At 70.4% G+C, this 22,061-nt stretch carries 17 protein-coding genes; 8 read left to right on the top strand and 9 right to left on the bottom strand.

Going from position 1 to position 22,061, the window contains the following annotated elements; genetic code table 11:
- The first annotated feature begins 55 nt into the window (after positions 1-55).
- From H5J26_RS14455 to H5J26_RS14440, 4 genes are all read left to right on the top strand, one after another.
- A complete protein-coding gene (locus tag H5J26_RS14455; protein ID WP_181766246.1) occupies positions 56-1,081 on the top strand; it encodes an LLM class F420-dependent oxidoreductase in 1,026 nt (341 codons plus the stop codon).
- Between the two features lie 143 nt (positions 1,082-1,224).
- The gene (locus tag H5J26_RS14450) at positions 1,225-2,367 is read left to right on the top strand and encodes an acyl-CoA dehydrogenase family protein (protein ID WP_181766245.1); all 1,143 of its coding nucleotides are present in this window, start codon (positions 1,225-1,227) and stop codon (positions 2,365-2,367) included.
- Positions 2,368-2,448: 81 nt separating this feature from the next.
- Positions 2,449-3,663, top strand: coding sequence for an acetyl-CoA C-acetyltransferase (locus H5J26_RS14445; RefSeq protein ID WP_181766244.1), 1,215 nt, complete (start codon positions 2,449-2,451; stop codon positions 3,661-3,663).
- 53 nt (positions 3,664-3,716) lie between these two features.
- Positions 3,717-5,906, top strand: a complete 2,190-nt coding sequence (locus H5J26_RS14440; RefSeq protein WP_181766243.1) for a 3-hydroxyacyl-CoA dehydrogenase NAD-binding domain-containing protein — start codon at positions 3,717-3,719, stop codon at positions 5,904-5,906.
- Here the strand turns inward: H5J26_RS14440 and H5J26_RS14435 are convergent.
- Entirely contained in the window at positions 5,896-6,672 is a 777-nt protein-coding gene (locus H5J26_RS14435) for a MerR family transcriptional regulator (protein ID WP_181766242.1), read from the bottom strand. The genes H5J26_RS14440 and H5J26_RS14435 overlap by 11 nt on opposite strands.
- Positions 6,673-6,833: 161 nt before the next feature.
- Here H5J26_RS14435 and H5J26_RS14430 point away from each other — a divergent pair, with 161 nt between their 5' ends.
- On the top strand, positions 6,834-8,711 hold the full coding sequence (locus H5J26_RS14430; RefSeq protein WP_181766241.1) for an AMP-dependent synthetase/ligase: 1,878 nt from the start codon (positions 6,834-6,836) through the stop codon (positions 8,709-8,711).
- Positions 8,712-8,772: 61 nt separating this feature from the next.
- On the opposite strand, the gene H5J26_RS14425 is transcribed toward H5J26_RS14430, so the two are convergent.
- From H5J26_RS14425 to H5J26_RS14400, 6 genes are all read right to left on the bottom strand, one after another.
- Entirely contained in the window at positions 8,773-10,071 is a 1,299-nt protein-coding gene (locus tag H5J26_RS14425) for a cytochrome P450 (protein ID WP_419183798.1), read from the bottom strand.
- Positions 10,068-10,682 (bottom strand): GTP-binding protein, encoded by a 615-nt coding sequence (locus H5J26_RS14420; protein WP_181766240.1) that lies wholly within the window; start codon positions 10,680-10,682, stop codon positions 10,068-10,070. Before H5J26_RS14420 ends, H5J26_RS14425 begins: the two co-directional genes overlap by 4 nt.
- On the bottom strand, positions 10,663-11,019 hold the full coding sequence (locus tag H5J26_RS14415) for a DUF742 domain-containing protein (protein ID WP_181766239.1): 357 nt from the start codon (positions 11,017-11,019) through the stop codon (positions 10,663-10,665). The genes H5J26_RS14420 and H5J26_RS14415 overlap by 20 nt, the downstream gene beginning before the upstream one ends.
- On the bottom strand, positions 11,016-11,432 hold the full coding sequence (locus H5J26_RS14410) for a roadblock/LC7 domain-containing protein (RefSeq protein WP_181766238.1): 417 nt from the start codon (positions 11,430-11,432) through the stop codon (positions 11,016-11,018). Before H5J26_RS14410 ends, H5J26_RS14415 begins: the two co-directional genes overlap by 4 nt.
- On the bottom strand, positions 11,429-13,138 hold the full coding sequence (locus tag H5J26_RS14405) for a sensor histidine kinase (protein ID WP_181766237.1): 1,710 nt from the start codon (positions 13,136-13,138) through the stop codon (positions 11,429-11,431). The genes H5J26_RS14410 and H5J26_RS14405 overlap by 4 nt, the downstream gene beginning before the upstream one ends.
- Positions 13,139-13,316: 178 nt before the next feature.
- The gene (locus H5J26_RS14400) at positions 13,317-14,462 is read right to left on the bottom strand and encodes an acyl-CoA dehydrogenase family protein (RefSeq protein WP_181766236.1); all 1,146 of its coding nucleotides are present in this window, start codon (positions 14,460-14,462) and stop codon (positions 13,317-13,319) included.
- Between the two features lie 164 nt (positions 14,463-14,626).
- Here H5J26_RS14400 and H5J26_RS14395 point away from each other — a divergent pair, with 164 nt between their 5' ends.
- Both H5J26_RS14395 and H5J26_RS14390 read left to right on the top strand, forming a co-directional pair.
- Positions 14,627-15,448, top strand: coding sequence for an oxygenase MpaB family protein (locus H5J26_RS14395; RefSeq protein WP_235980704.1), 822 nt, complete (start codon positions 14,627-14,629; stop codon positions 15,446-15,448).
- A 162-nt stretch (positions 15,449-15,610) separates the two neighbouring features.
- Positions 15,611-16,396 carry a VOC family protein gene (locus tag H5J26_RS14390; protein ID WP_181766234.1) on the top strand — a complete coding sequence of 262 codons (786 nt, stop codon included), beginning with the start codon at positions 15,611-15,613 and terminating at the stop codon, positions 16,394-16,396.
- 102 nt (positions 16,397-16,498) lie between these two features.
- Here H5J26_RS14390 and H5J26_RS14385 read toward each other — a convergent pair whose 3' ends face one another.
- Positions 16,499-17,986 carry a M1 family metallopeptidase gene (locus tag H5J26_RS14385; RefSeq protein ID WP_309237909.1) on the bottom strand — a complete coding sequence of 496 codons (1,488 nt, stop codon included), beginning with the start codon at positions 17,984-17,986 and terminating at the stop codon, positions 16,499-16,501.
- Positions 17,987-18,095: 109 nt separating this feature from the next.
- Entirely contained in the window at positions 18,096-19,004 is a 909-nt protein-coding gene (locus tag H5J26_RS14380; protein ID WP_181766232.1) for an FAD-dependent oxidoreductase, read from the bottom strand.
- Positions 19,005-19,132: 128 nt separating this feature from the next.
- Between H5J26_RS14380 and H5J26_RS14375 the strand changes: the two genes are divergently transcribed.
- On the top strand, positions 19,133-22,061 hold a 2,929-nt coding region (locus tag H5J26_RS14375; protein WP_181766231.1), incomplete at its 3' end, for a hypothetical protein.

Raw genomic sequence — 22,061 nt, 5'->3', positions numbered from 1 at the left:
CGGGCGCCCCCGGAACCACCACCGCAACCGCACCCCCTGCCAAGGACAGTGACGCATGAAGATCGCCACGCCCCTCCAGTACGCCGACAACCCCCGCACCGCCGCCGACGAGGTCGTGAAGCTGGAGGCCGCGGGTCTCGACGCGGTCTGGGTCGCCGAGGCCTACGGCTTCGACTCGCCGACCGTCATGGGCTACATCGCCGCGCGCACCGAACGGATGCAGATCGGCGCGGGCATCCTCAACGTCTACTCGCGCACCCCCGCGCTCATCGCCCAGACCGGCGCCGGGCTCGACGCCCTCTCCGACGGGCGCGCCCTGCTCGGTCTCGGCGCCTCCGGGCCGCAGGTCGTCGAGGGCTGGCACGGGAAGACGTACGACAAGCCGCTGGGCCGCACACGCGAGACGGTCGAGCTGTGCCGCCGCATCTGGCGGCGCGAGATCATCGACCACCACGGCATCACCGACATGCCGCTGCCCGCGGAGAAGGGCGGCAAGCTCGGCAAGCCGCTGAAGTTCCTCAACCACCCGGTCCGGGAGGAGGTGCCCATCTACGTGGCGGCGCTCGGCCCGGCCAACGTCCGGATGACCGCCGAGATCGCCGACGGGTGGCTGCCGCACCTCTTCGTCCCGGAGAAGTCGCAGCAGGTGTGGGGAACCGCGCTCGCCGAGGGAGCGGCCAAGCGGGACCCCGCGCGCGGGCCGCTGGAGATCTCCGCGGGCACGGTCCTCGCCGTGGGTGAGGACGCGGCGGCCGTACGGGAGACCGTGCGTCCCCTCATCGCCCTCTACATCGGCGGCATGGGGGCCAAGGGCAAGAACTTCTACAACGACGTGGCCCGGGCGTACGGTTATGAGGAGGCCGCCGAGAAGGTCCAGGACCTCTACCTCGCGGGGAAGAAGAGGGAGGCGGAGGCGGCGGTTCCCGCCGAGTTCTGCGAGCTGGTCTCCCTCTGCGGTCCCGAGAGCTACGTACGCGAGCGCATCGAGGCGTTCCGCGAGGCCGGGGTCACGATGCTCAACGTCGTTCCCGTCGGGGCCGAGCCGGCCAAGCTGATCGAGCAGGTCAAGAGCTGGTTCTGACGAGTCCCCGGCAGCGGGCCTCGCCGGCTGCGGGCGGACGTCCGCGGACACATGAGGCCGCGCAGGTTCGGACAGGCCACGGTCGGGACGCGAAGTCCCCAGGATCCCGAAGACTCGAAGGCTCGAAGGGGAGCACCCACCACATGAAGCGCCAGATCTTCACCGAGGACCACGAAGCGTTCCGGCAGACCGTCCGCACCTTCCTCGCGAAGGAGGTCGAGCCGCACTACGAGCAGTGGGAGAAGGACGGCATCGTCTCCCGCGAGGCGTGGCTGGCCGCCGGCAGGCAGGGTCTGCTCGGGCTCGCGGTGCCCGAGGAGTTCGGCGGCGGGGGAGTGGAGGACTTCCGCTACGCGGCCGTGCTCTCCGAGGAGTTCGCACGCAAGGGTGCCGCGGGCATCGCGGTGGGCCTGCACAACGACATCATCGGCCCGTATCTGACCTCGCTGGCCACCGAGGAGCAGAAGCGCCGCTGGCTGCCCGGCTTCTGCTCGGGCGAGATCATCACCGCCATCGCCATGACCGAGCCGGGCGCGGGCTCCGACCTCCAGGGCATCCTCACCAGCGCGGAGGACAAGGGCGACCACTGGCTGCTGAACGGCTCCAAGACGTTCATCTCCAACGGCATCCTCGCCGACCTCGTCGTCGTCGTCGCCCGCACCAGACCCGACGGCGGCGCGAAGGGGCTCAGCCTGCTCGTCGTCGAGCGCGGGGCGGACGGATTCGAGCGCGGCCGCAACCTCGACAAGATCGGTCAGAAGTCCCAGGACACCGCCGAGTTGTTCTTCAACGACGTGCGCGTCCCCAAGGAGAACCTCCTCGGTGAGCTGGACGGTGCCTTCATCCACCTGATGACCAACCTCGCCCAGGAGCGTCTGACCATCGCCGTCGGCGCGATCGCCGCGGCCGAGGAGGTGCTGGCGCAGACCACGACGTACGTGAAGGAGCGCAAGGCGTTCAACAGGCCGCTCTCCAAGCTCCAGCACATCCGCTTCGAGATCGCGGAGATGGCCACGGAGTGCGCGGTCACCCGCAGCTTCCTCGACCGCTGCATCGAGGACCACGCGAAGGGTGAGCTCGACGCCTCACACGCCTCCATGGCCAAGTGGTGGGCGACGGAACTGCAGAAGCGCGTCACCGACCGCTGCCTCCAACTCCACGGCGGCTACGGCTACATGAACGAGTATCCAGTGGCCCGCGCCTTCACCGACGGACGCATCCAGACCATCTACGGCGGCACGACGGAGATCATGAAGGAGATCGTCGGCCGCTCGATTCTCGACTGAACAAGCCCTCAACGGGACGCCGTCCGGCCGGTCCTTCTCCCGGACGGCTCCTGACCCGTACGCACCGAAAGGCTGCTGATCATGAGCACCGAAGCGTATCTGTACGACGCCATCCGCACCCCGCGAGGCCGCGGGAAGGCCAACGGCGCGCTGCACGGCACGAAGCCCATCGACCTCATCGTCGGCCTCATCCACGAGCTGCGCCGCCGGCACCCCGGTCTCGACCCCGCCGCCATCGACGACATCGTCCTCGGAGTCGTCAGCCCGGTCGGCGACCAGGGTTCCGACATCGCCAAGACCGCAGCGATCGCCGCCGGTCTGCCCGACACCGTCGCCGGCGTTCAGGAGAACCGCTTCTGTGCCTCGGGCCTCGAAGCGGTCAACCTCGCGGCGGCGAAGGTGCGTTCGGGATGGGAGGACCTCGTCCTCGCCGGCGGCGTCGAGTCGATGTCCCGGGTGCCCATGGGCTCCGACGGCGGAGCCTGGGCCATGGACCCCATGACCAGCTTCGAGACCGGCTTCGTGCCGCAGGGCATCGGCGCCGACCTCATCGCCACCATCGAGGGCTTCTCCCGGCGGGACGTCGACGAATACGCCGCACGTTCACAGGAGTTGGCGGCCCAGGCGTGGAAGGAGGGACGGTTCGACCGCTCCGTCATCCCCGTGACCGACCGCAACGGCCTCACCGTCCTCGACCGTGACGAACACATCCGGCCCGGCACCACGCCCGAGTCCCTCGCGGGCCTGAAGCCCTCCTTCGCCGACATCGGCGAGCTCGGCGGCTTCGACGCGGTCGCCCTGCAGCGGTACCACTGGGTGGAGCAGATCGACCACGTCCACCACGCGGGCAACTCCTCCGGCATCGTCGACGGCAGCGCCCTGGTGGCCGTCGGCAACGCGGAGATCGGCGAGCGCTACGGGCTACGGCCGCGTGCGCGGATCCTCTCGGCCGCCGTCTCCGGCGCCGACCCCACCATCATGCTCACCGGCCCCGCGCCCGCTTCCCGCAAGGCGCTGGCCAAGGCGGGCCTCACCGCCGCCGACATGGACCTGGTCGAGATGAACGAGGCGTTCGCCGCCGTCGTCCTCCGCTTCGCCCGGGACATGGAACTGCCGCTGGAGAAGGTGAACGTCAACGGCGGCGCCATCGCCATGGGGCATCCGCTGGGCGCCACCGGCGCGATGCTGCTCGGCACGCTCGTCGACGAACTGGAGCGCCGCGACCAGCGCTACGGCCTGGCCACGCTGTGTGTCGGCGGAGGCATGGGCAGCGCCACCGTCATCGAGCGGCTCTGAGCCGGTACGGCCCGCCATCCCGCACCTCCCCACGTACGGAGAGAACACCCACCATGTCTGAGCGCACGACGTCCACAACCATCCGCTGGGAACAGGACGAGACCGGCGTCGTCACCCTCGTGCTGGACGACCCCGACCAGTCCGCCAACACCATGAACGCGGCGTTCAAGGCGTCGCTCGGCGCCACAGCCGACCGCCTGGAGCGTGAGAACGAGGCGGGCAACGTCCGCGGCGTGATCGTCACTTCGGCCAAGAAGACCTTCTTCGCCGGCGGCGACCTCAACGACCTCATCAAGGCACGTCCCGAGGACGCCGAGGAGGTCTTCGAGGCGAGCATGCAGATCAAGCGCGACCTGCGCCGCATCGAGACCCTCGGCAAGCCCGTCGTCGCCGCGATCAACGGGGCCGCGCTCGGGGGCGGTTTCGAGATCGCGCTGGCCTGCCACCACCGTGTCGCGCTCGACGCCAAGGGCTCCAAGATCGGCTGCCCGGAATCCACGCTCGGACTGCTCCCCGCGGGCGGCGGCGTGACCCGTACGGTCCGCCTCCTGGGCATCGCCGACGCACTGCTGAACGTGCTCCTCCAGGGGCAGCAGTACTTCCCGGCGAAGGCCAAGGAGAAGGGCCTCGTGCACGAGGTCGTCGACACCCGTGAAGCGATGCTGGCCGCCGCCCACGCCTTCATCGACGCCAACCCGGAGTCGAGCCAGCCCTGGGACGTGAAGGGCTACCGCATCCCGGGCGGCACCCCCTCCCACCCCAAGTTCGCAGCCAACCTGCCTGCTTTCCCGGCCAACTTGGCGAAGCAGACGGCCGGCGCCCCCTATCCGGCGCAGCGCAACATCCTGTCCGCGGCCGTCGAGGGCTCGCAGGTCGACTTCGAACTCGCCCAGGTCATCGAGGCCCGCTACTTCGTGGAGCTGGTCACCGGCCAGATCTCGAAGAACATGATCCAGGCCTTCTTCTTCGACCTCCAGGCCGTCAACGCCGGACGCAGCCGCCCCAAGGGATTCGAGCCGCGCCAGGTGCGCAAGGTCGCCGTGCTCGGCGCCGGGATGATGGGCGCGGGGATCGCCTACTCCTGCGCCAAGGCCGGCATCGACGTCGTCCTGAAGGACGTCACCCTGGAGGCGGCAGAGAAGGGCAAGAGCTATTCGGCCGGGCTGCTGGAGAAGGCGATCGAGCGCGGCCGCACGACCGAGGCCAAGCGTGACGAGCTGCTGGCCCGCATCACCCCGGCCGCCGAGCCGCAGGCCGTCGCCGGCTGCGACGCCGTCATCGAGGCCGTCTTCGAGGACCCCGCTCTCAAGCACAAGGTCTTCCAGGAGATCCAGGACGTCGTCGAGCCCGACGCGCTGCTCTGCTCCAACACCTCGACGCTGCCCATCAGCACCCTCGCAGAAGGCGTCGAGCGCCAGGGCGACTTCATCGGGCTCCACTTCTTCTCGCCCGTGGACAAGATGCCGCTGGTGGAGATCATCAAGGGCGCCCGTACGGAGGACGCGGCGCTGGCCCGAGCCTTCGACCTGGTGCAGCAGATCAAGAAGACGCCGATCGTCGTCAACGACTCCCGCGGCTTCTTCACCTCACGCGTCATCGGCCACTTCATCAACGAAGGCGTCGCCCTGGTGGGCGAAGGGGTCGAGCCCGCGTCAGTCGAGCAGGCGGCGGCGCAGGCCGGCTACCCCGCCAAGGTGCTCTCGCTCATGGACGAGCTCACCTTCACCCTGCCCCGCAAGATCCGCGAGGAGACGCGGCGTGCGCTGGAGGCCGAGGGCGTCGAGTGGAAGACGCACCCCGCCGACCCCGTCCTCGACCGGATGATCGACGAGTTCGGGCGTACGGGCCGCAGCGGTGGCGCCGGCTTCTACGACTACGACGAGGACGGCAAGCGCGGCAAGCTGTGGCCGGGTCTGCGCGAGCACTTCGGGACCGGGGCCGACCCCGGCATCCCGTTCGAGGACATGCAGGAGCGGATGCTCTTCTCCGAGGCGCTGGACACCGTCCGCCTCTTCGAGGAAGGCGTCCTCACCTCGGTCGCCGACGCCAACATCGGCTCCATCATGGGCATCGGCTTCCCGCCGTGGACGGGCGGCGTGATCCAGTACATCAACGGCTACGAGGGGGGCCTGCCCGGCTTCATCGCCCGTGCCGGCGAGCTCCAGGAGCGCTACGGCGACAGGTTCGCCGTACCGGAGCTGCTGACGGAGAAGGCCCGCAAGGGGGAGACCTTCACGGACTGACCTGGCCGTCTGAGGGGTGCGGGGGGTGTTCCTTCGGGAACGCCCCCTGCAGCTCTTCCCTCAAGGACCGCTGGAAGGCGGTCATCAGCGCCTGCACCACCATCGGCTGCATGTGGGCCGAAAGAGACTTCATCCGCGCGACCTGGTCCGGGTCCGCCTCCCGCTCGCGGTAGGGCTGCCACACCTCGTCCTTGAACAGGCGGCTCAGCTCGCGCGCGGCCGAACGGGCGTGTTCCATCATGGCCTCGCGCGCGGCCAGGATCGTGTCCTGCGAGAGCGGCATGTCCAGCAGGCGCACCCCGAGGTGCAGCAGAGTGGGATCGACGCGGAAGAGCGCGGGGTCCTCCGTGCCCTCCAGCACGCTCATCGCCGTCAGACGTTCGAGGTCGTCGTCGGTCAGCTCGCGGCCCACGCGCTGCTCCAACTGGTCCCGTGTCGCCTCATCCACGGTGTCGGGCATCCAGGAGGCGACCATGGCACGGTGGATCGCCAGGTCGTGAGGGCTCATGTCGTCGGGCAGCCGCTGCAGATAGCGCTCGATCGCCGCGAGCGTCATGCCCTGGTTCTGGAGTTCTTCGATCAGAGCAAGCCGGGAGAGGTGATCCGGGCCGTAGCGGCCCACCCTGCGAGGCCCGATGGTGGGAGGCGGCAGCAGACCGCGGGTGCTGTAGAAGCGGACGGTGCGGACCGTGACACCCGCCCGCGCCGCGAGCTGGTCCACGGTCAGGTTGTCGGCGTCGCCCTCGACCGCTCGCTGCTGCTCCATCCGCGCTTCTCCCTGCCGCATCTCGCTGGACCTGCGTTCAACAGTATTGCTGTCTCACCAGTCTTGTACTGCAATGACCCCGGGGTAAATCCCCTTCACCCGTGAGCCCGCCCACGAGGGTCCGTCGACCGGCACATCCGTCACCGAGCCCGGAGGCCGTCATGACCGCCATCCTGCGACTCCCCGAAGCCGACCCGGCCCAACTGACCATCCCCGCACTGCTGTTGCGCAACGCCGAGGACCACGGCGACCTGCCGGCCCTCTCCTGGCGGGAGAACGACACCGGCATCGACGGCGGTGCCGCACACTGGGCGACCCTGACCTGGACCGAGGCGCGGGAGCGCGTCGCCCGGCTCGCCGCCGGACTCTCCGCCCTCGGTGTCGAGCGCGGAGAGCACGTCCTGATGATGATGGGCAACCGCCCGGAGCACTGGCTGACGGACCTCGCCCTCGCCCATCTCGGCGCCGTTCCCGTGTCGGTCTACGGGACCGCGGCACCCGAGCAGATCGCGTACATCGTGCGGCACAGCCGTGCCCGGCTCGCCGTCGTCGAGGCGGAGGCGGTCGCGCGCTGGGAGCACCTGATGGAGCGGCTCGTCGTCGTGGAGCCGGTCCCGGACGCGGAGCCGCACACCGAAGGGCGGCCGCCCGCCGGCGGGGAGGGCCCGGAGCACATCCCCTTCGGCAGCCTGACCCGCCCGCACGAGGCGCACGACCCGGAGGCCTTCGAGCGGACCTGGCGTGCCGTACGGGCAGGCGACCCGGTCACCGTCGTCTACACCTCCGGCACCACCGGCGACCCGAAGGGGGTGGTCGTCTCCCACCGCAACGTCGTCCTCAACGCTCTCTCGCTCGACCGTGCCGTCGAACTGCCCGACCACGCCGAGCACATCTGCTACCTGCCGTTCGCGCACATCGCCGAGCGCATGCTCGGCATCTACCTCCCGGTCTTCCGCGCCGCACACGTGTACTTGTGCGCCGATCCGGCACAAGTCGCGGCGAGCGCACGGGAGTTGCACCCGGTGGAGTTCTTCGGCGTGCCGCGGGTGTGGGAGAAGCTGGCCGCATCCGTACGGGCGGCGCTCGCCCAACTCCCCCAGGAGCAGCGGCAGGCGGTCGAGTCGGCCGGTGAGGTGGCGCGCGAAGTCGTCGCTCACCAGGAACGGGGCGAGGAGCCTCCCGAGGAGCTGGCGGCCTCCTTCGAGCGCGCCAAGCGAGACGTCCTGGACCCGCTGCTGACCATGGCCGGCTTCGACCGACTCAGGTGGACGGCGAGTGCGTCCGCGCCGATGCCCCTGGAGGTCGTGCGCTTCTGGGCCGGGTTCGGCATCGTGATCATGGACGCATGGGGGTTGACGGAGACGATGGGCGCGGCCACGACCAACAGGCCCGGTGCCTTCCGGCTCGGCTCGGTCGGCAGGCCGCTGGACTGCGTGGAGCTGCGCACCGCGTCCGACGGAGAGGTGGAGGTGCGGGGGCCCAGCGTCTTCGAGGGCTATCTGAGCGCCGACGGCTCCGTCTCGCCCGCGACCGACTCCGACGGCTGGTTCGCCACGGGCGACATCGGGCGAGTGGACGAGGACGGCTTCCTCTGGATCACGGACCGCAAGAAGGAGATGATCATCACCTCCACCGGCAAGAACGTCTCGCCGGCGCTGGTCGAGAACGCCCTCAAGGAACATCCCCTCATCGGCCAGGTGCTCGTGCACGGCGACGGACGCTCCTACCTCGTCGCACTGCTCGTCCTCGACGCCGAGATGGCGCCCGCCTGGGCGACGGCCCGCGGCATCGACGTCGGCCTCGCCGACCTCGTGGAACACCCCGCCGTGCACGCCGAGATCGACCGTGCCGTGCAGGCGGCCAACGAACGCCTCAGCCGCGCCGAGCAGGTCAGGCGCCACTGCCTCCTCAGCGAGGAATGGGGGCCGGAGAGCGGCGAGTTGACGCCGTCGCTGAAGCTGCGCCGCCGGGTCGTGCAGGAGAAGTACGGACACCTCATCGACGAGCTCTACGAGCAGGGGCACGCCGAGGGGCGGTGAGGGGGGCGGCGCCCGCACCGGACCGGCCCGGGCGCACAGCACGTACCTCAGAACAGGCTCGTCAGCCCATGTTCTTCAGCGCCGTCGTGGGCGAGAAGGTGACGGGCAGCGACTCCAGCCCGTGGAGCCAAGGGGAGGGCCGCCACGTCAACGCCTCGGGCGCCACGGCCAGATCGACGTCCGGGAGGCGGTCGAGCAGCACCTCGATCCCCGTGCGCGCGATGCCCTCGGCGATCTCCTGCGCCGGGTACGGGCAGCGGTGCTCTCCGTGCCCGAAGGAGAAGAAGGCGCTGTTGGCGCCCGTCAACACCGTCTGGTCCGGGCGTACTTGAGGATCGGCGTTGGCCGCGGCGAAGCTAAGGACGAGCAGGTCGCCCCTCTCGATGCGCTTGCCGGACACGTAGGTCTCGCGTGTGGCCCAGCGCCCCGCGATGTTCTGTGTGGGCGTCTCCTCCCACAGCACCTCGTTCATGGCCTCTCCGACGCTGTGCCTGCCCCCGCTGAGGGAGGCCGAGAAGCGGTCGTCGGTGAGCATCAGGCGCAGGGAGTTGCCGATCCAGTCGGCGGTGGGCTGATGGCCCGCGATGATGTTGACCATCATGTCCTCGAGGATCTCCTCCGAGGAGAACTCCGCCGAGTTGGGGTGCGTCTGCATCCGCGTGGAGACGTCCCCACCGGGCGTGATGGCCCGGGAACGCAGCAGCGAGCCCATGGCGCGCTGGATGTACTGCCTGCCCTCGAGCGCGCCGTCGGCGCCGTCGATGAGCGCGTTGATGCTGGGGAGCAGCGCCGCGCCGTCCTCGACGGTGAACCCGTAGAGACGGGCGAGCACGAGGGCGGGAAGCTGCTTGGCGTACTCGGCGATCAGGTCGGCCTCGGCCCGTCCGCAGAAGGCGTCGATGAGCCCGTCCGCGTGCTGCTCGGCGTAGCTGCGGAGTTCGAAGGAGTCGACCTCGCTCAAGGCGTCGCCGACGACGGCCGAGCGGCGCGCGTGGCGGACGCCCGTCTCGTAGAGGATGGACGGCTGCCGGCCGACCATCGGCATGAGCGGCCAGTCCGGCGGGATCCGGTCCCACTGGTTCCACACCGACGAATCACGCGTGAACAGTACGGGGTCGGCGGTGACGTGGTGCAGTTCGCGATAGCCGAGGACGAGCCATGCCGGGATGTCGCCGAGGAGGGTGACCGGTGCGATGGCGCCGTGCTGTTCGCGCATGTCGCGGTAGAGCTGTCCCCGGTCCTCGTTGACGAAGCGGGGTCCGAACATCGCCACGGAGTCGGCGTGAGCCGGGCAGCCGTGGGCTTGTGCGGCCTGCTGCACGACAGGCTCGTCGGCGGCGGACTGCGGTGGTGGTGTCACGTTGTGCTCTCCCGGGCGGAGAAGGACAGGTCGTACAAGTGGTTGACGAGGGTGATCAGCACTTCCTTGCTGGACTCGCGTGAGCGCGCGTCGCACTCGATGAGGGGGATGCCCTCGGGCAGATCGAGGGCTTCACGGACCTCTTCGCCGGAGTAGTGCGGACCGCCGAAGTCGTTGGTGGCCACGATGAACGGCATGCCGTGCTGTTCCAGGCGGTCGATGGCGTACCAGGAGTCGGCCAGTCTGCGGGTGTCCACGAGGACCACCGCACCGAGCGTGCCGGAGAAGAGCCGGTCCCACAGGAACCAGAACCGCTCCTGCCCGGGCGCTCCGAACAGATACAGCACGGTGGTGTCGTTGAGGCTGATCCGCCCGAAGTCGAAGGCGATGGTGGTCGTGGTCTTGCTCTGAACGTCGGTGAGGTCGTCCACGCCCTCGCCCGCCCGCGTCATCGTCTCCTCGGTGTTGAGGGGACGGATGTCGCTGACGGAACGCACCATCGTGGTCTTGCCGACCCCGAATCCGCCGACGATGACGATCTTGAGACCGTTCTCGGCGGTGCTGCGCAACGGCGGGCGTGTTCCTGTGAGGTCAGAGGTTGCGGAGTCCAACGAGCACCTGCTTCAGGATTTCGGGATCGGGAAGTTGATCCGCGGTGGCTGGTGTACGCGGATGTCGGGCGGTGATCCGGCCCGCGGCGTGCAGGTCGCCCAGCAGGATCCGGACGATGCTCACCGGCAGGCCCAGATCCGACGCGATCTCCACAACTGCCGTCGGGGACCGGCAGATCCGCAGGATGGAGGCATGCTCCGACTGCATTCCGGCTGCCGGCTCGCACTCGCCGACCACCAGGGTGACCAGATCGAACGCATCCGTTTCGGACCGGCTGCGCCCACCCGTCACGGTGTACAGCCGGTCCGGGTCGTCGTCCCGGCCCGGCCGCTTCACCTCGGGTCTCTGCTCTCGTCTTGCTGCCGGGGAGGCGTGGTCAGGTACTCGCTGAGCTGCTCCACCAGTTCGTTCATGTTGTGGCCGATGAGGCCCACGTCGGAGTCCTCCGTCGCCACTACGGCGAGGTGCGCGCCGGAGCCCGCTTCGACGACGAACAGGATGCCGCCGTAGAACTCGGCCATCGCCTGACGTACGCCGCCGCTGCCGTTGCCGAATTCCACGGACGCCCCGTGGGACAGGCTCTGGATGCCCGCGGAGATGGCCGCCAGTTGGTCCGCCTGGTCGACATCGAGTTCGGAGGAACTGCACAACTTCAGTCCGTCGCGGGAGAGCACGAGGGCGTGCCGGGCCCCCGGAGTCCGTCGCAGCAGACTCTCCAGCAACCAGTCGAGCTTGCCGTCGGTGATCATTCGGTGTTGTCCTCCGGGCGGGACGAGGAGGGTGCAGGGGAAACGGAGGAAGAGTCGTCGGGTTTCTGCTCCTGGGCCGACGAACCGCCCTGTACGGCTCGGCGGAACGCACCGAACCGGGAGCCGGAGTGCTCAGCCGATCTGGCGGGCTCCGCTGCCCGGTCGGCGCTGGCTGACGCGGTGCGCCGCTGAGCGGCCGCGAGGGTCTGTCCGCGGCGCCGCTTGGGCAGTCCGCCGTCGGTCTCGCCGGCCGGAGCGTGTTCGGGCGAGGGCTCCGTCGACGCAGAGGATTCTGAGGACTCGGAGGCGGCCGGAGGAGACAGGGCCGGGGACTCCGGGGCGGCGGCCGAAGGCGCGCTGACGGACCGAGTGCGCTTGGGCAGGTCGTTGGCCGTCCTCGGAGTCTCCTGCGCGGGGATGCGCGTCTCCAGGCTGCGCTCCGAGACCGATTCGAGAGGCCGTTGCCGGGGCGCCTGGCTGATCCCGCCCGAGGGGGGAAGAGGTGCGGCAGCGGGCTCGCGCGTCATGCTCTGCGTCTCTCTCTTGGGCTGTGTGATGAGCGTCTGAGGCACCATCAGCAGTACGCCGGTCCCGCCGTGGGCGGAGGGCCGGAAGGAGACCGAGAGGTTGTGCTTGCGGGCCAGACGTCCCACCACGGCCAGTCCCAGGCGGGTGCCGGAGAGGTTGGTCAGGTCGAGCGACTCGTTCGAGACGGCCTGCTGGGCGCGCTGCAGCGCGACCTCGCCCATGACCAGACCGCCGTCCTCGATGGTGATGATGACGCCGGCCGAGGCCTCCTCCACGTACACGTGGACCTCGGAGGTGGGCGGGGAGAAGTTGGCGGCGTTGTCCATCAGCTCCGCCAGGGCGTGCATCACGCCTTCCGCCGCGTGGCCGGCGATCGCCAGCTCGCACGAGGAGTGCAGCCGCACGCGCTGGTAGCCGCTGATGCGGCCCATCGCGCCGCGCAGGATGCTCTCCATCACGATGGGCTTCGCCCAGCGGCGTCCCGTACGTGCACCGGTCAGCACCGCGATGGAGTCCGCGAGCCGTCCGGTCTGCGCCGTGCGGTGGTCCAAGTGCAGGAGGTCGCCGAGGACTTCCTCGTCGGAGTACTTGTGCTCCAAGTCCCGCAGGTCCGCCGCCATGCTCGTGGCCAGGGCCTGCACGCGGCCGGCCGCGTTGGCACAGGCGGCCATCGCGGCGGCGCGAAGCCCCTCTCCGCGGTGCACCTCGTTGGCGAGGGAGTGCAGCACGCGCTGGTGCGTGTTGTTCGTGACCGTCGGGACGGCCGCCAGAGCCGTCTGCGCGGAGGCGCCGGCTCGCAGGCGCTGCACCAGGATCGGCACGATGACGTCGGCGAAGTGCGCGGCGACTGCCCGATCCGCGTCCGTCTCGGCGTCCTTCTGCGCGACGATGGCGCGCAGCGCGCGTGCGGCGAGGATGTTGCGCGCGGCGACGGCGGCCGTGACGCACAGGAGAAAAGCGGCGGCGCCGCTGCCCCAGGCGACTTCCGTGCGCATGGACAGTGGCGCCGCGTAGACCGCGTACAGGCACGCCGGTCCGGTGATGAGCACGGCTATCAGCAAGGCGAGGGAGGTGCCCGTCCCCGTTTTCGGCGGCTGCGTTCTCGACGGCTGCCCGGCGCCACGGGCCGCGGCGCCGGGGGCGGACGGTTTGGACGGTGGAGAGATTTCGGGGGTCATCAATCAGGGTCCTTGTGGACAGGTCCGGGCAGGGGAGGGGGTGAGCCGCGAGAGGTCGGTCAGCGCCGCACCAATATAGGGGAGACAGCGATCATTTAAAGCCGCAGGCCGAAAATCGACTGATCAAAGGATCACCCACATCCGACTGTTCAGATCTGCCATGTGCTGGGGGGACGCGTCAGAGGCCGTAGCTCCTGCCGATGATGTCCCGTTGGATCTCGCTCGTACCGCCGTAAACCGTCGAGGCGACGGCTGCACGAAAATGCCGTTCCATGTCGTATTCGGTCGCATAGCCGTAACCGCCCATCATTTGCATGCCTTCCAAGGCGGCGTGCTTGGCCAGTTCCGTAGCCTTCAGTTTGGCCATGGAAGCCTCCCGTGGGAAGAGCTTGTGAGGCTCTGCATCGCACTGCGCTGCAGTGTCGTACACCAGAAGGCGGGCACACTCCAACTCCGTGGCCAAATCGGCCAGTCGGTGTCGCAGTACCTGAAACGAACCAACAGGCCTGCCGAACTGCTCGCGAGTGCGGACATATTCGAGTGTGTCCGCGAAGACGCGCTCCGTGAGACCGAGCATGTTCGCCGCGAGGAAGAGGCGTTCGGCGTCGAGTCCGGCCGTCAGCTGATGCCAGCCGTGGTCCACGCGTCCGATCACGGCGTCGGCGGGCAGCCTCACGCCCGTGAAGCGGACGTCGTTGACCTCCCTGCCGCCCATCGTCTCGATGCCCCGGATCTCCACGCCGGCGGTGTCGGCGGGCACGTGGAACATCGTGAGCCCCTGCTGCTTGGCCCCGCCGGAGTCCGTGCGGGCGACCAGCAGGATCGAGCTCGCGAGGTGCGCGTTGGAGATCCACGTCTTGTGCCCCTCGACCAGCCACGAGCCGTCGGCCCCGCGTACGGCGGAGCAGCGCAGCGCGGCGACGTCCGACCCCGCATCCGGCTCGGACATCGCGATCGACAGCACCTGCCCGGCGGCGGCACCGCCCACCGCCGCGGCCTTCTGCTCCTCGCTGCCGAACCTCTCGTACACCTTCGCCGTGATGACGGAGGTGACGTAGCCCCCCGCGGGGACCAGGCCGCGGGCGTACTCCTCCAGGAAGAGGCACGCATCCGTCGTGCCGCCGCCGGCACCCCCGTATGCCTCGGGCAGACAGACGCCGAGCCAGCCCAGGGCGGCCAGCTTCCGGTAGAGCTCGGGGCTGTGCGAGCCGCCGGTGCCGGCGGTGAGCGCGTCCCGCTGCTCACGCGTACCGCACTCGCGCCGGGCGAAATCCTGGACGGCGGCGACGAAGTCGCGCTGCTCCGGGGTGGGAATGAAGGGCATGGCAGCCTCCTGCACCGGGTGATCGCGTGCCGGACCGCCGACCGGCCCGGCACGCAGCCGCGCACACGAACACAGCTGGGAGCATCATGTACAAGGTGAGCAGCGAGAGCAGCCTGCCCGGCCGTCCAGCCGGTGAGGAGCCCGAGCCGCCCCCTCCGGGCGGAATGCTGTGGGACCTCGCGGGCGAGATCCGCATGCTGCTGACTCTGCCTGCCGCCCTGACGATGCAGGTCGCGCATCCGGCCGTCAGCGCGGGCGTCGACGACTACTCCGTCTTCCGTACCGACCCGTGGGGCCGTGGAGAGCGTTCCCTGACGAGCGTGCAGCTGTGGGTGTACGGGGGAGAGGCCGCCGCCGAGGAGGGGCGGCGGCTGCGCAAGCTGCACCGGGGCATCCAGGGAGTGGACGCGCACGGCCGCGAGTACCACGCGCTCACCCCGGCCAACTACTCATGGGTCCACGCCACGGGTTTCCCCGTCTACCAGCATGCTCAGCGGTACCTGGGGATCCGCCCGTACACCGATGAGGAGGAGCGCAGGCTGTACGCGGAGTGGCTCCAGGTGGGGCGGGTCCTGGGCCTGCGGGAACGCGACATGCCGCAGACGCTCGAGGAGTTCTGGCCGTACTACAGGCGGATGCTCGAGGAGGAGCTGGAGTGCACCCTCGTCGTCGAGGAACTCGTCTCCACCGCCCAGCGCGTCCCGCCGCCCGACCGGGGACCGCGTCCGGTGCGAGTGGTTCTGCGGTCGTTGTGGCCCCTGCTGCTGCCGCTCTTCGTCCGCTTCCGGCGGTTCGTCACCATCGGCCTGATGCCGCCGGACGCCCGCGCGGCCATCGGCCTGCCCTGGACGCGCCGTCAGGAACGGCGGCTGCGGCGGCTGTGCCGCGTGGTGCGGCAGGTGGTGCCGTGGCTGCCGGAGCGGCTCCGGTTCCTGCCGCTGGCGTACGAGGCGCGCAAGGAGTACCTCAGGGGTGTCCGCCGCTGACGGGGCTGCGGGGCCGCCCGGCCTGCCCTCCCGTGGGCCGGACGCGGAAGGGGATGCGGGTGAATTCGTCGCCGGGCCCGGACACGGGGCGGCGTGGCGAGAGTCGACGGCCAACTCTCTCTCGGCACAGTGACCGTGACCGAGCAGCGACAAGGAGCCCTCATGCCCGAGATGACAGGCCGGTACGAGCCCGGCGTCCCCTGCTGGATCGACCTGATGGTCCCGGACCAGCAGGCGGCCCTCGACTTCTACCGCGACCTGTTCGGCTGGCAGGGCGAGATCGGGCCCCCGGAGACCGGCGGCTACTCCGTCTGCACCCTGCACGGCAAGCCGGTGGCGGGCATCATGAAGACGATGTCCCCGGAGGGCGGGCCGACGCCCCCGACCGCGTGGACCGCCTATCTCGCCTCCGACGACGTGGAAGGCGCCACCCACGCCGTCCTCGAGAACGGCGGCACCGTGATGGTGCCCGGCATGGACGTGATGGACCTGGGCCGGATGGCCGTCGCCGCCGACCCCACCGGCGCGGTGTTCGGACTGTGGCAGGCCAAGGACTTCACCGGCTCGCAGATCGTCAACGAGCACGGTGCGGTGGTCTGGAGCGAGCTCAACACCTCCGACCTGGACGCGGCCATGGGCTTCTACCGGCACCTGAACATCGACACCACCCCGATGGAGGGCGCCCCCGGCTACAACGCGCTCAACGTGGGCGGCCGGACGGTCGGCGGCATGCAGGGGCTCGAGAACTCGCCTCCCGGTACGCCCTCGCACTGGATGACGTACTTCGCGATCGACGACACCGACTCCACCGTGGACGCGTTGATCACCAGAGGCGGCTCCGTGCTCGTCCCGCCCTTCGACATGATGGCGGGCCGGATGGCGGTGGTTCAGGACCCGCAGGGCGGCACCTTCGCGCTCATCAAGCCGATCCCGGCCGGCGGCGCCTGAGCAGGCGCGCACAGGCAGGCCGCACCCGCACACACCACGGCCCGGCCACCGAGGACGCGTCAGCGTTCCGGTGGCCGGGCCGTGGGCCGTTCAGCGGCTCATTCAGTGCCTGTGCGAGCCGTTCACCGCCTTGATCTCCCGCCACGACTTCGGAGCTGCCTGCTTGCCGTCCCGCTCAGCCTTCGCGCCGCCCAGAGAGGGCTTCGCCGGCCTGACGGGCTCGTAGAGCCAGGTGTCGAAGAGGGCGGCCAGCGGCTTGCCGGACACCTTCTCCGCGTAGCTCACGAAGTCCTTGACACGGGCGTTGCCGTGGCCCTTCTCGGCCGGCCAGCCCTTCAGCACGGCGAAGAACTTCTTGTCACCGATCTTGTTGCGCAGCGCCTGGAGCGTCATCGCCCCGCGGTCGTAGACCGCGTCGTGGAACTGGTTCTCCGGGCCCGGGTCGCCCGGCTTGACCGTCCAGAACTCGTCGTCGGCGGGGTAGGAGGAGTAAGCGGTCTCGGCCAGCTCCTGTGCGGTGCCGTCGCCCTCCTTCTCCGACCACAGCCACGAGGCGTAGGTGGCGAAGCCCTCGTTGAGCCAGATGTCCTCCCACTGGCGGACGGACACGCTGTCGCCGTACCACTGGTGCGCCAGCTCGTGGACGACGACGGAGACGTCCGTCCCCTTCTTGAAGCGCTCGTTGCCGTAGAAGGCACGCGTCTGGGTCTCGATGGCGAAGCCCACGCCGGTGTCGGGGACGTAGCCCCCCACCGAGCTGAAGGGGTACGGGCCGAAGACGCTCTCCAGCCAGTCCGTGACCTCGCCGGTGCGCTCGACGCTGGCGCGGGCCGAACCGGCCTCGTCCCCCAGGCCCTTGCTGTAGGCGTTGATGACCGGGATGCCGCTCTCGGTCGTGCTCTTCGTGACGTCGAACTTCCCCACGGCGACGGTGGCCAGGTAGGTGGCCTGCGGCTTGTCGGAGCGCCAGTTGGACCTGGTCCACTTGCCGTCCGGCCGCTCGGAGACCAGGTCGCCGTTGCTGAGGGAGTTGTAGCCCTCGGGCACGGAGATGCTGACGTCGAACGTGGCCTTGTCCTTGGGGTGGTCGTTGCTCGGGTACCACCACCAGGCGGACTCGGGCTGGTTGGCGGCGGCCCCGCCGTCCGGGGTGCGGTGCCAGGAGGTGAAGCCGTTCACCTCGACCTCGGAGGGGATGCCCGAGTAGCGGACGACGATGCTGAAGTCCTCACCCTTGGCGAGCGGTCGAGCGGGAGTGACCTCCAGCTCGTGTGCGCCGGAAGTGGAGATCTGCGCCTTGCGGCCGTTGACGTGGACCGAGCTCACATCGAGGGCGAAGTCCAGGTTGAAGCGGCTCAGTTCCTGGGTGGACTTGGCCAGGAGAGTGGCCGTGCCCTTCAGCTCGTCCGTCTTCGGCTGGTACTTCAGGTTCAGGTCGTAGTGCGACACGTCGTAGCCGCCGTTGCCGTACGCCGGGTAGTAGGGGTCCCCCGCTCCTGGCGCGCCCGGTGAGGGTTCGGCAGCCGATGCCGGGACCGCCAGTGTGAGGGCGGCCACCACGCCGGCCGTGACGATGAATCTGTGACGCACGAGTCCTCCAACTCCCTTGTGAATGCACGAGAGACGCCTTGTGAGTTCAAGGGTGTGTACTCCGGCCGGTGCCGGTACGTCCATGGCGCGCATCGACACACGAACGTCATCAGGCCGACATCCCGGAATCCAGCAGCCGCACCGCGTCGAGGGCGCAGCCCCAGGAGACGGTGACACCGGCGCCGCCGTGACCGTAGTTGTGCACGCACAAGGTGCCGTCCCGCAGCCGCTCCGACTCCAGGCGCACGCGCGGCCTGTACGGGCGCAGCCCCACCCGCTCCTCCAGCACCCGTGCGCCGGCGACGGCGGGATCGACGCGGGCGCAGCGGTCGACGATGGCCCGGGTCGTGGCGGGATCGGGCGTCAGGTCCTCCGCCCCTTCGTCGGCGGTGCCTCCGAGCAGCAGCCCGTACGGCTGCGGCAGCATGTAGGTGGTCACGGACACGTCCGGCCGGGAGGAGATGTAGAAGTCCTCGACGCCCGGGTTCTCCACCACGACGATCTGCCCCCGCACCGGCCGCATCGTCTCGTCGCCGACCAGCTCGCGTGCCCCGAGGCCGCTGCAGTCGACAACCGCCGAGGCCTGAGCCGAGACCTCGTCCAGGGAAGTCAGCTCGCGCTGCTCGCAGTGGCCCCCGGCGGCGGTCAACCGCCCGCGCAGATAGGGGAGATAGGTCGTCATGTCGATGATGGGGGAGCGGGGCGGCGACCCAACCAGCGAGAGCCACTCGGGCGGCGCCGAGTCGTCGCCGTCCATGAAGCCCCGCACCAGCCGCACGCCGGTGAGCGCCGGCTGCTCGGCGAGCCATGCGAAATTGCGGAAGGACCGTACCGCCCACTCGACGGCCTGTTCCTGTGGCTCGATGCGGTAGGGCCAGCACAGGCCACCGGAGATCGCGGAGGCTGTGCGGGACTCTTCGTCCCGGCTCAACACCCGTACGCCCAGACCCCGTTCGGCGAGCAGCACCGCCGTCGTCAGCCCCGCCACGCCGCCGCCCACCACGATCACATCATCCATGTCTGCGACGGTATCGGGCCTGGCCGCCGGGGCGCCGGGGGACCCGGCGGGACAGGCGGCGCACAAAATACACTCACTTCCTGCACATCCAGGTAACGAGAGCACTCGGCGCGGGCAGAATCACCGCCATGTCGCGTGCAGCAGCCACCGAACTTCTCGACACCCTCGACCCGCTCGCGTATCCGCAGCGCATCCGCCGGGTCGCGGACCGGGCGCGCGCGGCCGGGAGGGAGGAGCTGGAGGGGCTGCTGGACGGGCTCGAACAGTACGGAACGTACGGCCAGCGGCTCGCATTGATCGCAGCCTGCGCCGGCCAGGACACCGCATACGTGGCCGCCCGTCTCGCCCATCCCGATGCCGTCATCCGAGGTCACGCCCAACGCGCCGCCGCAGCACCCTCCAGCGCCGTCACCGACGACGCGCTCCTGGCGGCGCTCCACGACGCCCCCGCGGCCGTACGCGCCGAGTTGCTGCGCACCATCGTCAGCGGCCGCCGCACCGGCCTCGCCGACGGGCTGATCGACGTGGTCCGCACCCGCTGGGGCGACGCCGACGCCGGACGACTGCTGCCCGGATGCGGGCCGAAGACTGTCCTGCGCCTGCTGCCCGAGCTCTTCCACGCGGTCGCCGCCTGGCGGGTGCTGGCCCGCCGCCATCCCGACACCCTTCTGGCAGAGGCCGCACGCCAGTTGGACGCGCTGCCCCCGGTGATGCGCGAGGGCTGGTGGAAGCGGTACGGACAGGGCGTCGCCAGGGCCGCCGCCGACAGGCCCCACCGCGTACTGGAACTTCTGGAGCAGTACCGCGAACACGGCGCCGCGTTCGCCCCCGAGCTGTGGTCCCGGCTGCCCCGGCTCGTCGCCGCGAACCCGGGCAGGGCGCTGCGCCTCCTGCTCGACCCCGAACACGCGGAACACCTGCGCGAGACCGGGCTGCCGCCGTCCGTACTCCGGCGCCTGGTACGGGCCGAGCCGCCCGAGCTGATCGAACTCGGACGCGCGTGGAGCTCGTACCCGCACCGGTTCGCCGAGCTGCTGCGAGCGCTTCCGCCCAGCCGTCGCGCCGTCTTCCACGACATCGTGACCGACGCCGAGGAACGCACACACGAAGCCCTCCACGAGGACGTGCTCGCCGCGCTGCCGCACAGCCGCCGCGAGGAGGAAGCACGCCGGATGGCGCAGCAGGCACGTGAGCGCGACGCCCACTGGACGTCCGTCCTCGCGGCGCTGGCGCACCTGCCCGACGAGGAGGCCCGGGAGGAGATCGCCGAGGCCACCCGCCGTCCCGCCGCCGAAGACCGCGCGCACGCCTGGCCGTTGCTCGTCCGGCAGGCCGCGTACACCGCTGCGCGCAACGGTGGGGACCCGGCCGCGGTCACCGCGCTGCTCGCCGACATGGCCCGGCTGCGCGACGAGCAGGACGTCGTACGCTGCGCCGCGCTCACCGCTCTCGCGGACCTGCCCCCGCGCCTGATGAGGGAGGAGGCCGCGGAGCACCTCGACCGTGTCGCAGGGGACGCCGTCCAGGCACCCGACTCCTCGGCCGAGACCCGCGGCGCTCTCGGCCGCCTCGCCCAGTCGCTGCTGCGCGAGCACGCCGCCGGCGGTGAACGTGGCCTGACGGGCTGGGCGTTGAGAACGATCGTGCGCCTGTGGGGCAACACCGGCGGCGCCGACCTCGGACGGCTGGACCGCACGCTGCGGCGCGGTCAGGAACACACCGTCTTCGAGGCACTGCGGTACTGGCTGGAGGCCGGAGCGGAGAACGTCGACCACGGTCTGACCTTCGCCCTGGCCCGGGGAGTCGGCAGGCGGGCCGCCGGCATGTCCGAACTGCAGGAACTGCTGTGGCAGGCGGTGCAGTTCGGCGACGAGGCCACCGCCCGTACCGCGGTGGAGCTGTGGCTGAGCGATCCCCGCACACGTGAGAGCCGCGTCGCCGAGGTGCTCGCCCACGACACCTCCGCGGCGCTGCTGCCCGCGGTGGCCCGGACGATCACCATGCAGCGCACCGACCTGCTCGCCCACGTGCTGGACTCCAGCACGCCCTACGGGCGCTTCCTGACCAAGGGCAGCCGCCGCCCCCTGCCCCCCGTCGGACGCTGCACGGACCGCTGGCTGCCCCGCCAGCAGCGCGCCGCCGCCGAGCTGCTCGCCCGCGAAGTGGACGACGAAGCCGCCCCCATGGACGTGCGCCGCGAGGCGCTGACCCAGCTCGCGCACGTTCCGGGCGAGGGTGCCCGCGAGCTGCGGATGTGGGCGGACGACCCCGTCGCCGAGGAGTCCGAGCTGGCGGAGGCGGCGCTGGCGTCGCTGGTACGGACGGAGAGGCCCGGCGACGCCCTGCCCCTGCTGCTCGAACACACCGGTGACGACCGCGTGCGCACGGCCGTGCCGGCACTCTCGCGGGCATGCCGCCACGTCGCCCCGTCGCAACTGTCCGAGGTGGTGCACGGCCTTCTGCTGCCGGCCGCGGAAGAGGGCCCGCACGACGGCCCTCCGGCGGGCGTGAAGGTGGCCGGCCGCAAGGAGGCGGTCCGGCTCGCCGCGACCTGCCTTCCGGTCGCCGAGGCGGCGGAGCTTCTGCTGGCGACGTACGAACTGCCGGGCCAGCACGAGGACGTACGGGCGGCATGCGTGTCGAGCGCGGCAGGGCTGCTGGACGACGGACGGGCCTGGAAGCTGGTCGAGTCCGCCGCGCAGGGAGCCCCCGCGCTGCGCCACGCCGTCCTCCGCGTCCGGCCCCTGGAACTGGCCGAGCGGCACCGGGAACGCTACGCGCGACTGGTCACCGGTCTCAGCGACGTGGACGACCGGGAGGTCGCCGAAGCCGTCTACGCCTGCCTGGCGCGATGGGCCCCGTGGGCGCAGGAGGCGGCCGCCGTCCTCTCGGCCGCCGTGACCGACCTCGACGACCGCGGTACGTGGAAGCAGGCCGCCGAAGGCCTGGTGGAGCTCGTCATCACGCTGCCCTCCACCGTCAAGACACTCGACCAGGTGCTGAGCGGACTGATCGAGACCGACTCCGGGTCGGAGACGCCGGACGCCCAGCCGGACC

The organism is Streptomyces albidus (ex Kaewkla and Franco 2022) (assembly GCF_013870515.1).
GTDB classification, from domain to species: Bacteria; Actinomycetota; Actinomycetes; order Streptomycetales; family Streptomycetaceae; genus Streptomyces; species Streptomyces albidus.
The sequence above is the reverse complement of the archived record's forward strand: the minus strand, read 5'-3'. Positions and strand labels throughout refer to the sequence as shown.

What these genes read in the sequence shown, in the direction of transcription:
- H5J26_RS14455 (WP_181766246.1), top strand. Translation starts at nt 56, where the DNA reads ATGAAGATCGCCACGCCCCTCCAGTACGCCGACAACCCCCGCACCGCC.
- H5J26_RS14450 (WP_181766245.1), top strand. Translation starts at nt 1,225, where the DNA reads ATGAAGCGCCAGATCTTCACCGAGGACCACGAAGCGTTCCGGCAGACC.
- H5J26_RS14445 (WP_181766244.1), top strand. Translation starts at nt 2,449, where the DNA reads ATGAGCACCGAAGCGTATCTGTACGACGCCATCCGCACCCCGCGAGGC.
- H5J26_RS14440 (WP_181766243.1), top strand. Translation starts at nt 3,717, where the DNA reads ATGTCTGAGCGCACGACGTCCACAACCATCCGCTGGGAACAGGACGAG.
- H5J26_RS14435 (WP_181766242.1), bottom strand. Translation starts at nt 6,672, where the DNA reads ATGGAGCAGCAGCGAGCGGTCGAGGGCGACGCCGACAACCTGACCGTG.
- H5J26_RS14430 (WP_181766241.1), top strand. Translation starts at nt 6,834, where the DNA reads ATGACCGCCATCCTGCGACTCCCCGAAGCCGACCCGGCCCAACTGACC.
- H5J26_RS14410 (WP_181766238.1), bottom strand. Translation starts at nt 11,432, where the DNA reads ATGATCACCGACGGCAAGCTCGACTGGTTGCTGGAGAGTCTGCTGCGA.
- H5J26_RS14405 (WP_181766237.1), bottom strand. Translation starts at nt 13,138, where the DNA reads ATGACCCCCGAAATCTCTCCACCGTCCAAACCGTCCGCCCCCGGCGCC.
- H5J26_RS14400 (WP_181766236.1), bottom strand. Translation starts at nt 14,462, where the DNA reads ATGCCCTTCATTCCCACCCCGGAGCAGCGCGACTTCGTCGCCGCCGTC.
- H5J26_RS14395 (WP_235980704.1), top strand. Translation starts at nt 14,627, where the DNA reads ATGCTGTGGGACCTCGCGGGCGAGATCCGCATGCTGCTGACTCTGCCT.
- H5J26_RS14390 (WP_181766234.1), top strand. Translation starts at nt 15,611, where the DNA reads ATGCCCGAGATGACAGGCCGGTACGAGCCCGGCGTCCCCTGCTGGATC.
- H5J26_RS14380 (WP_181766232.1), bottom strand. Translation starts at nt 19,004, where the DNA reads ATGGATGATGTGATCGTGGTGGGCGGCGGCGTGGCGGGGCTGACGACG.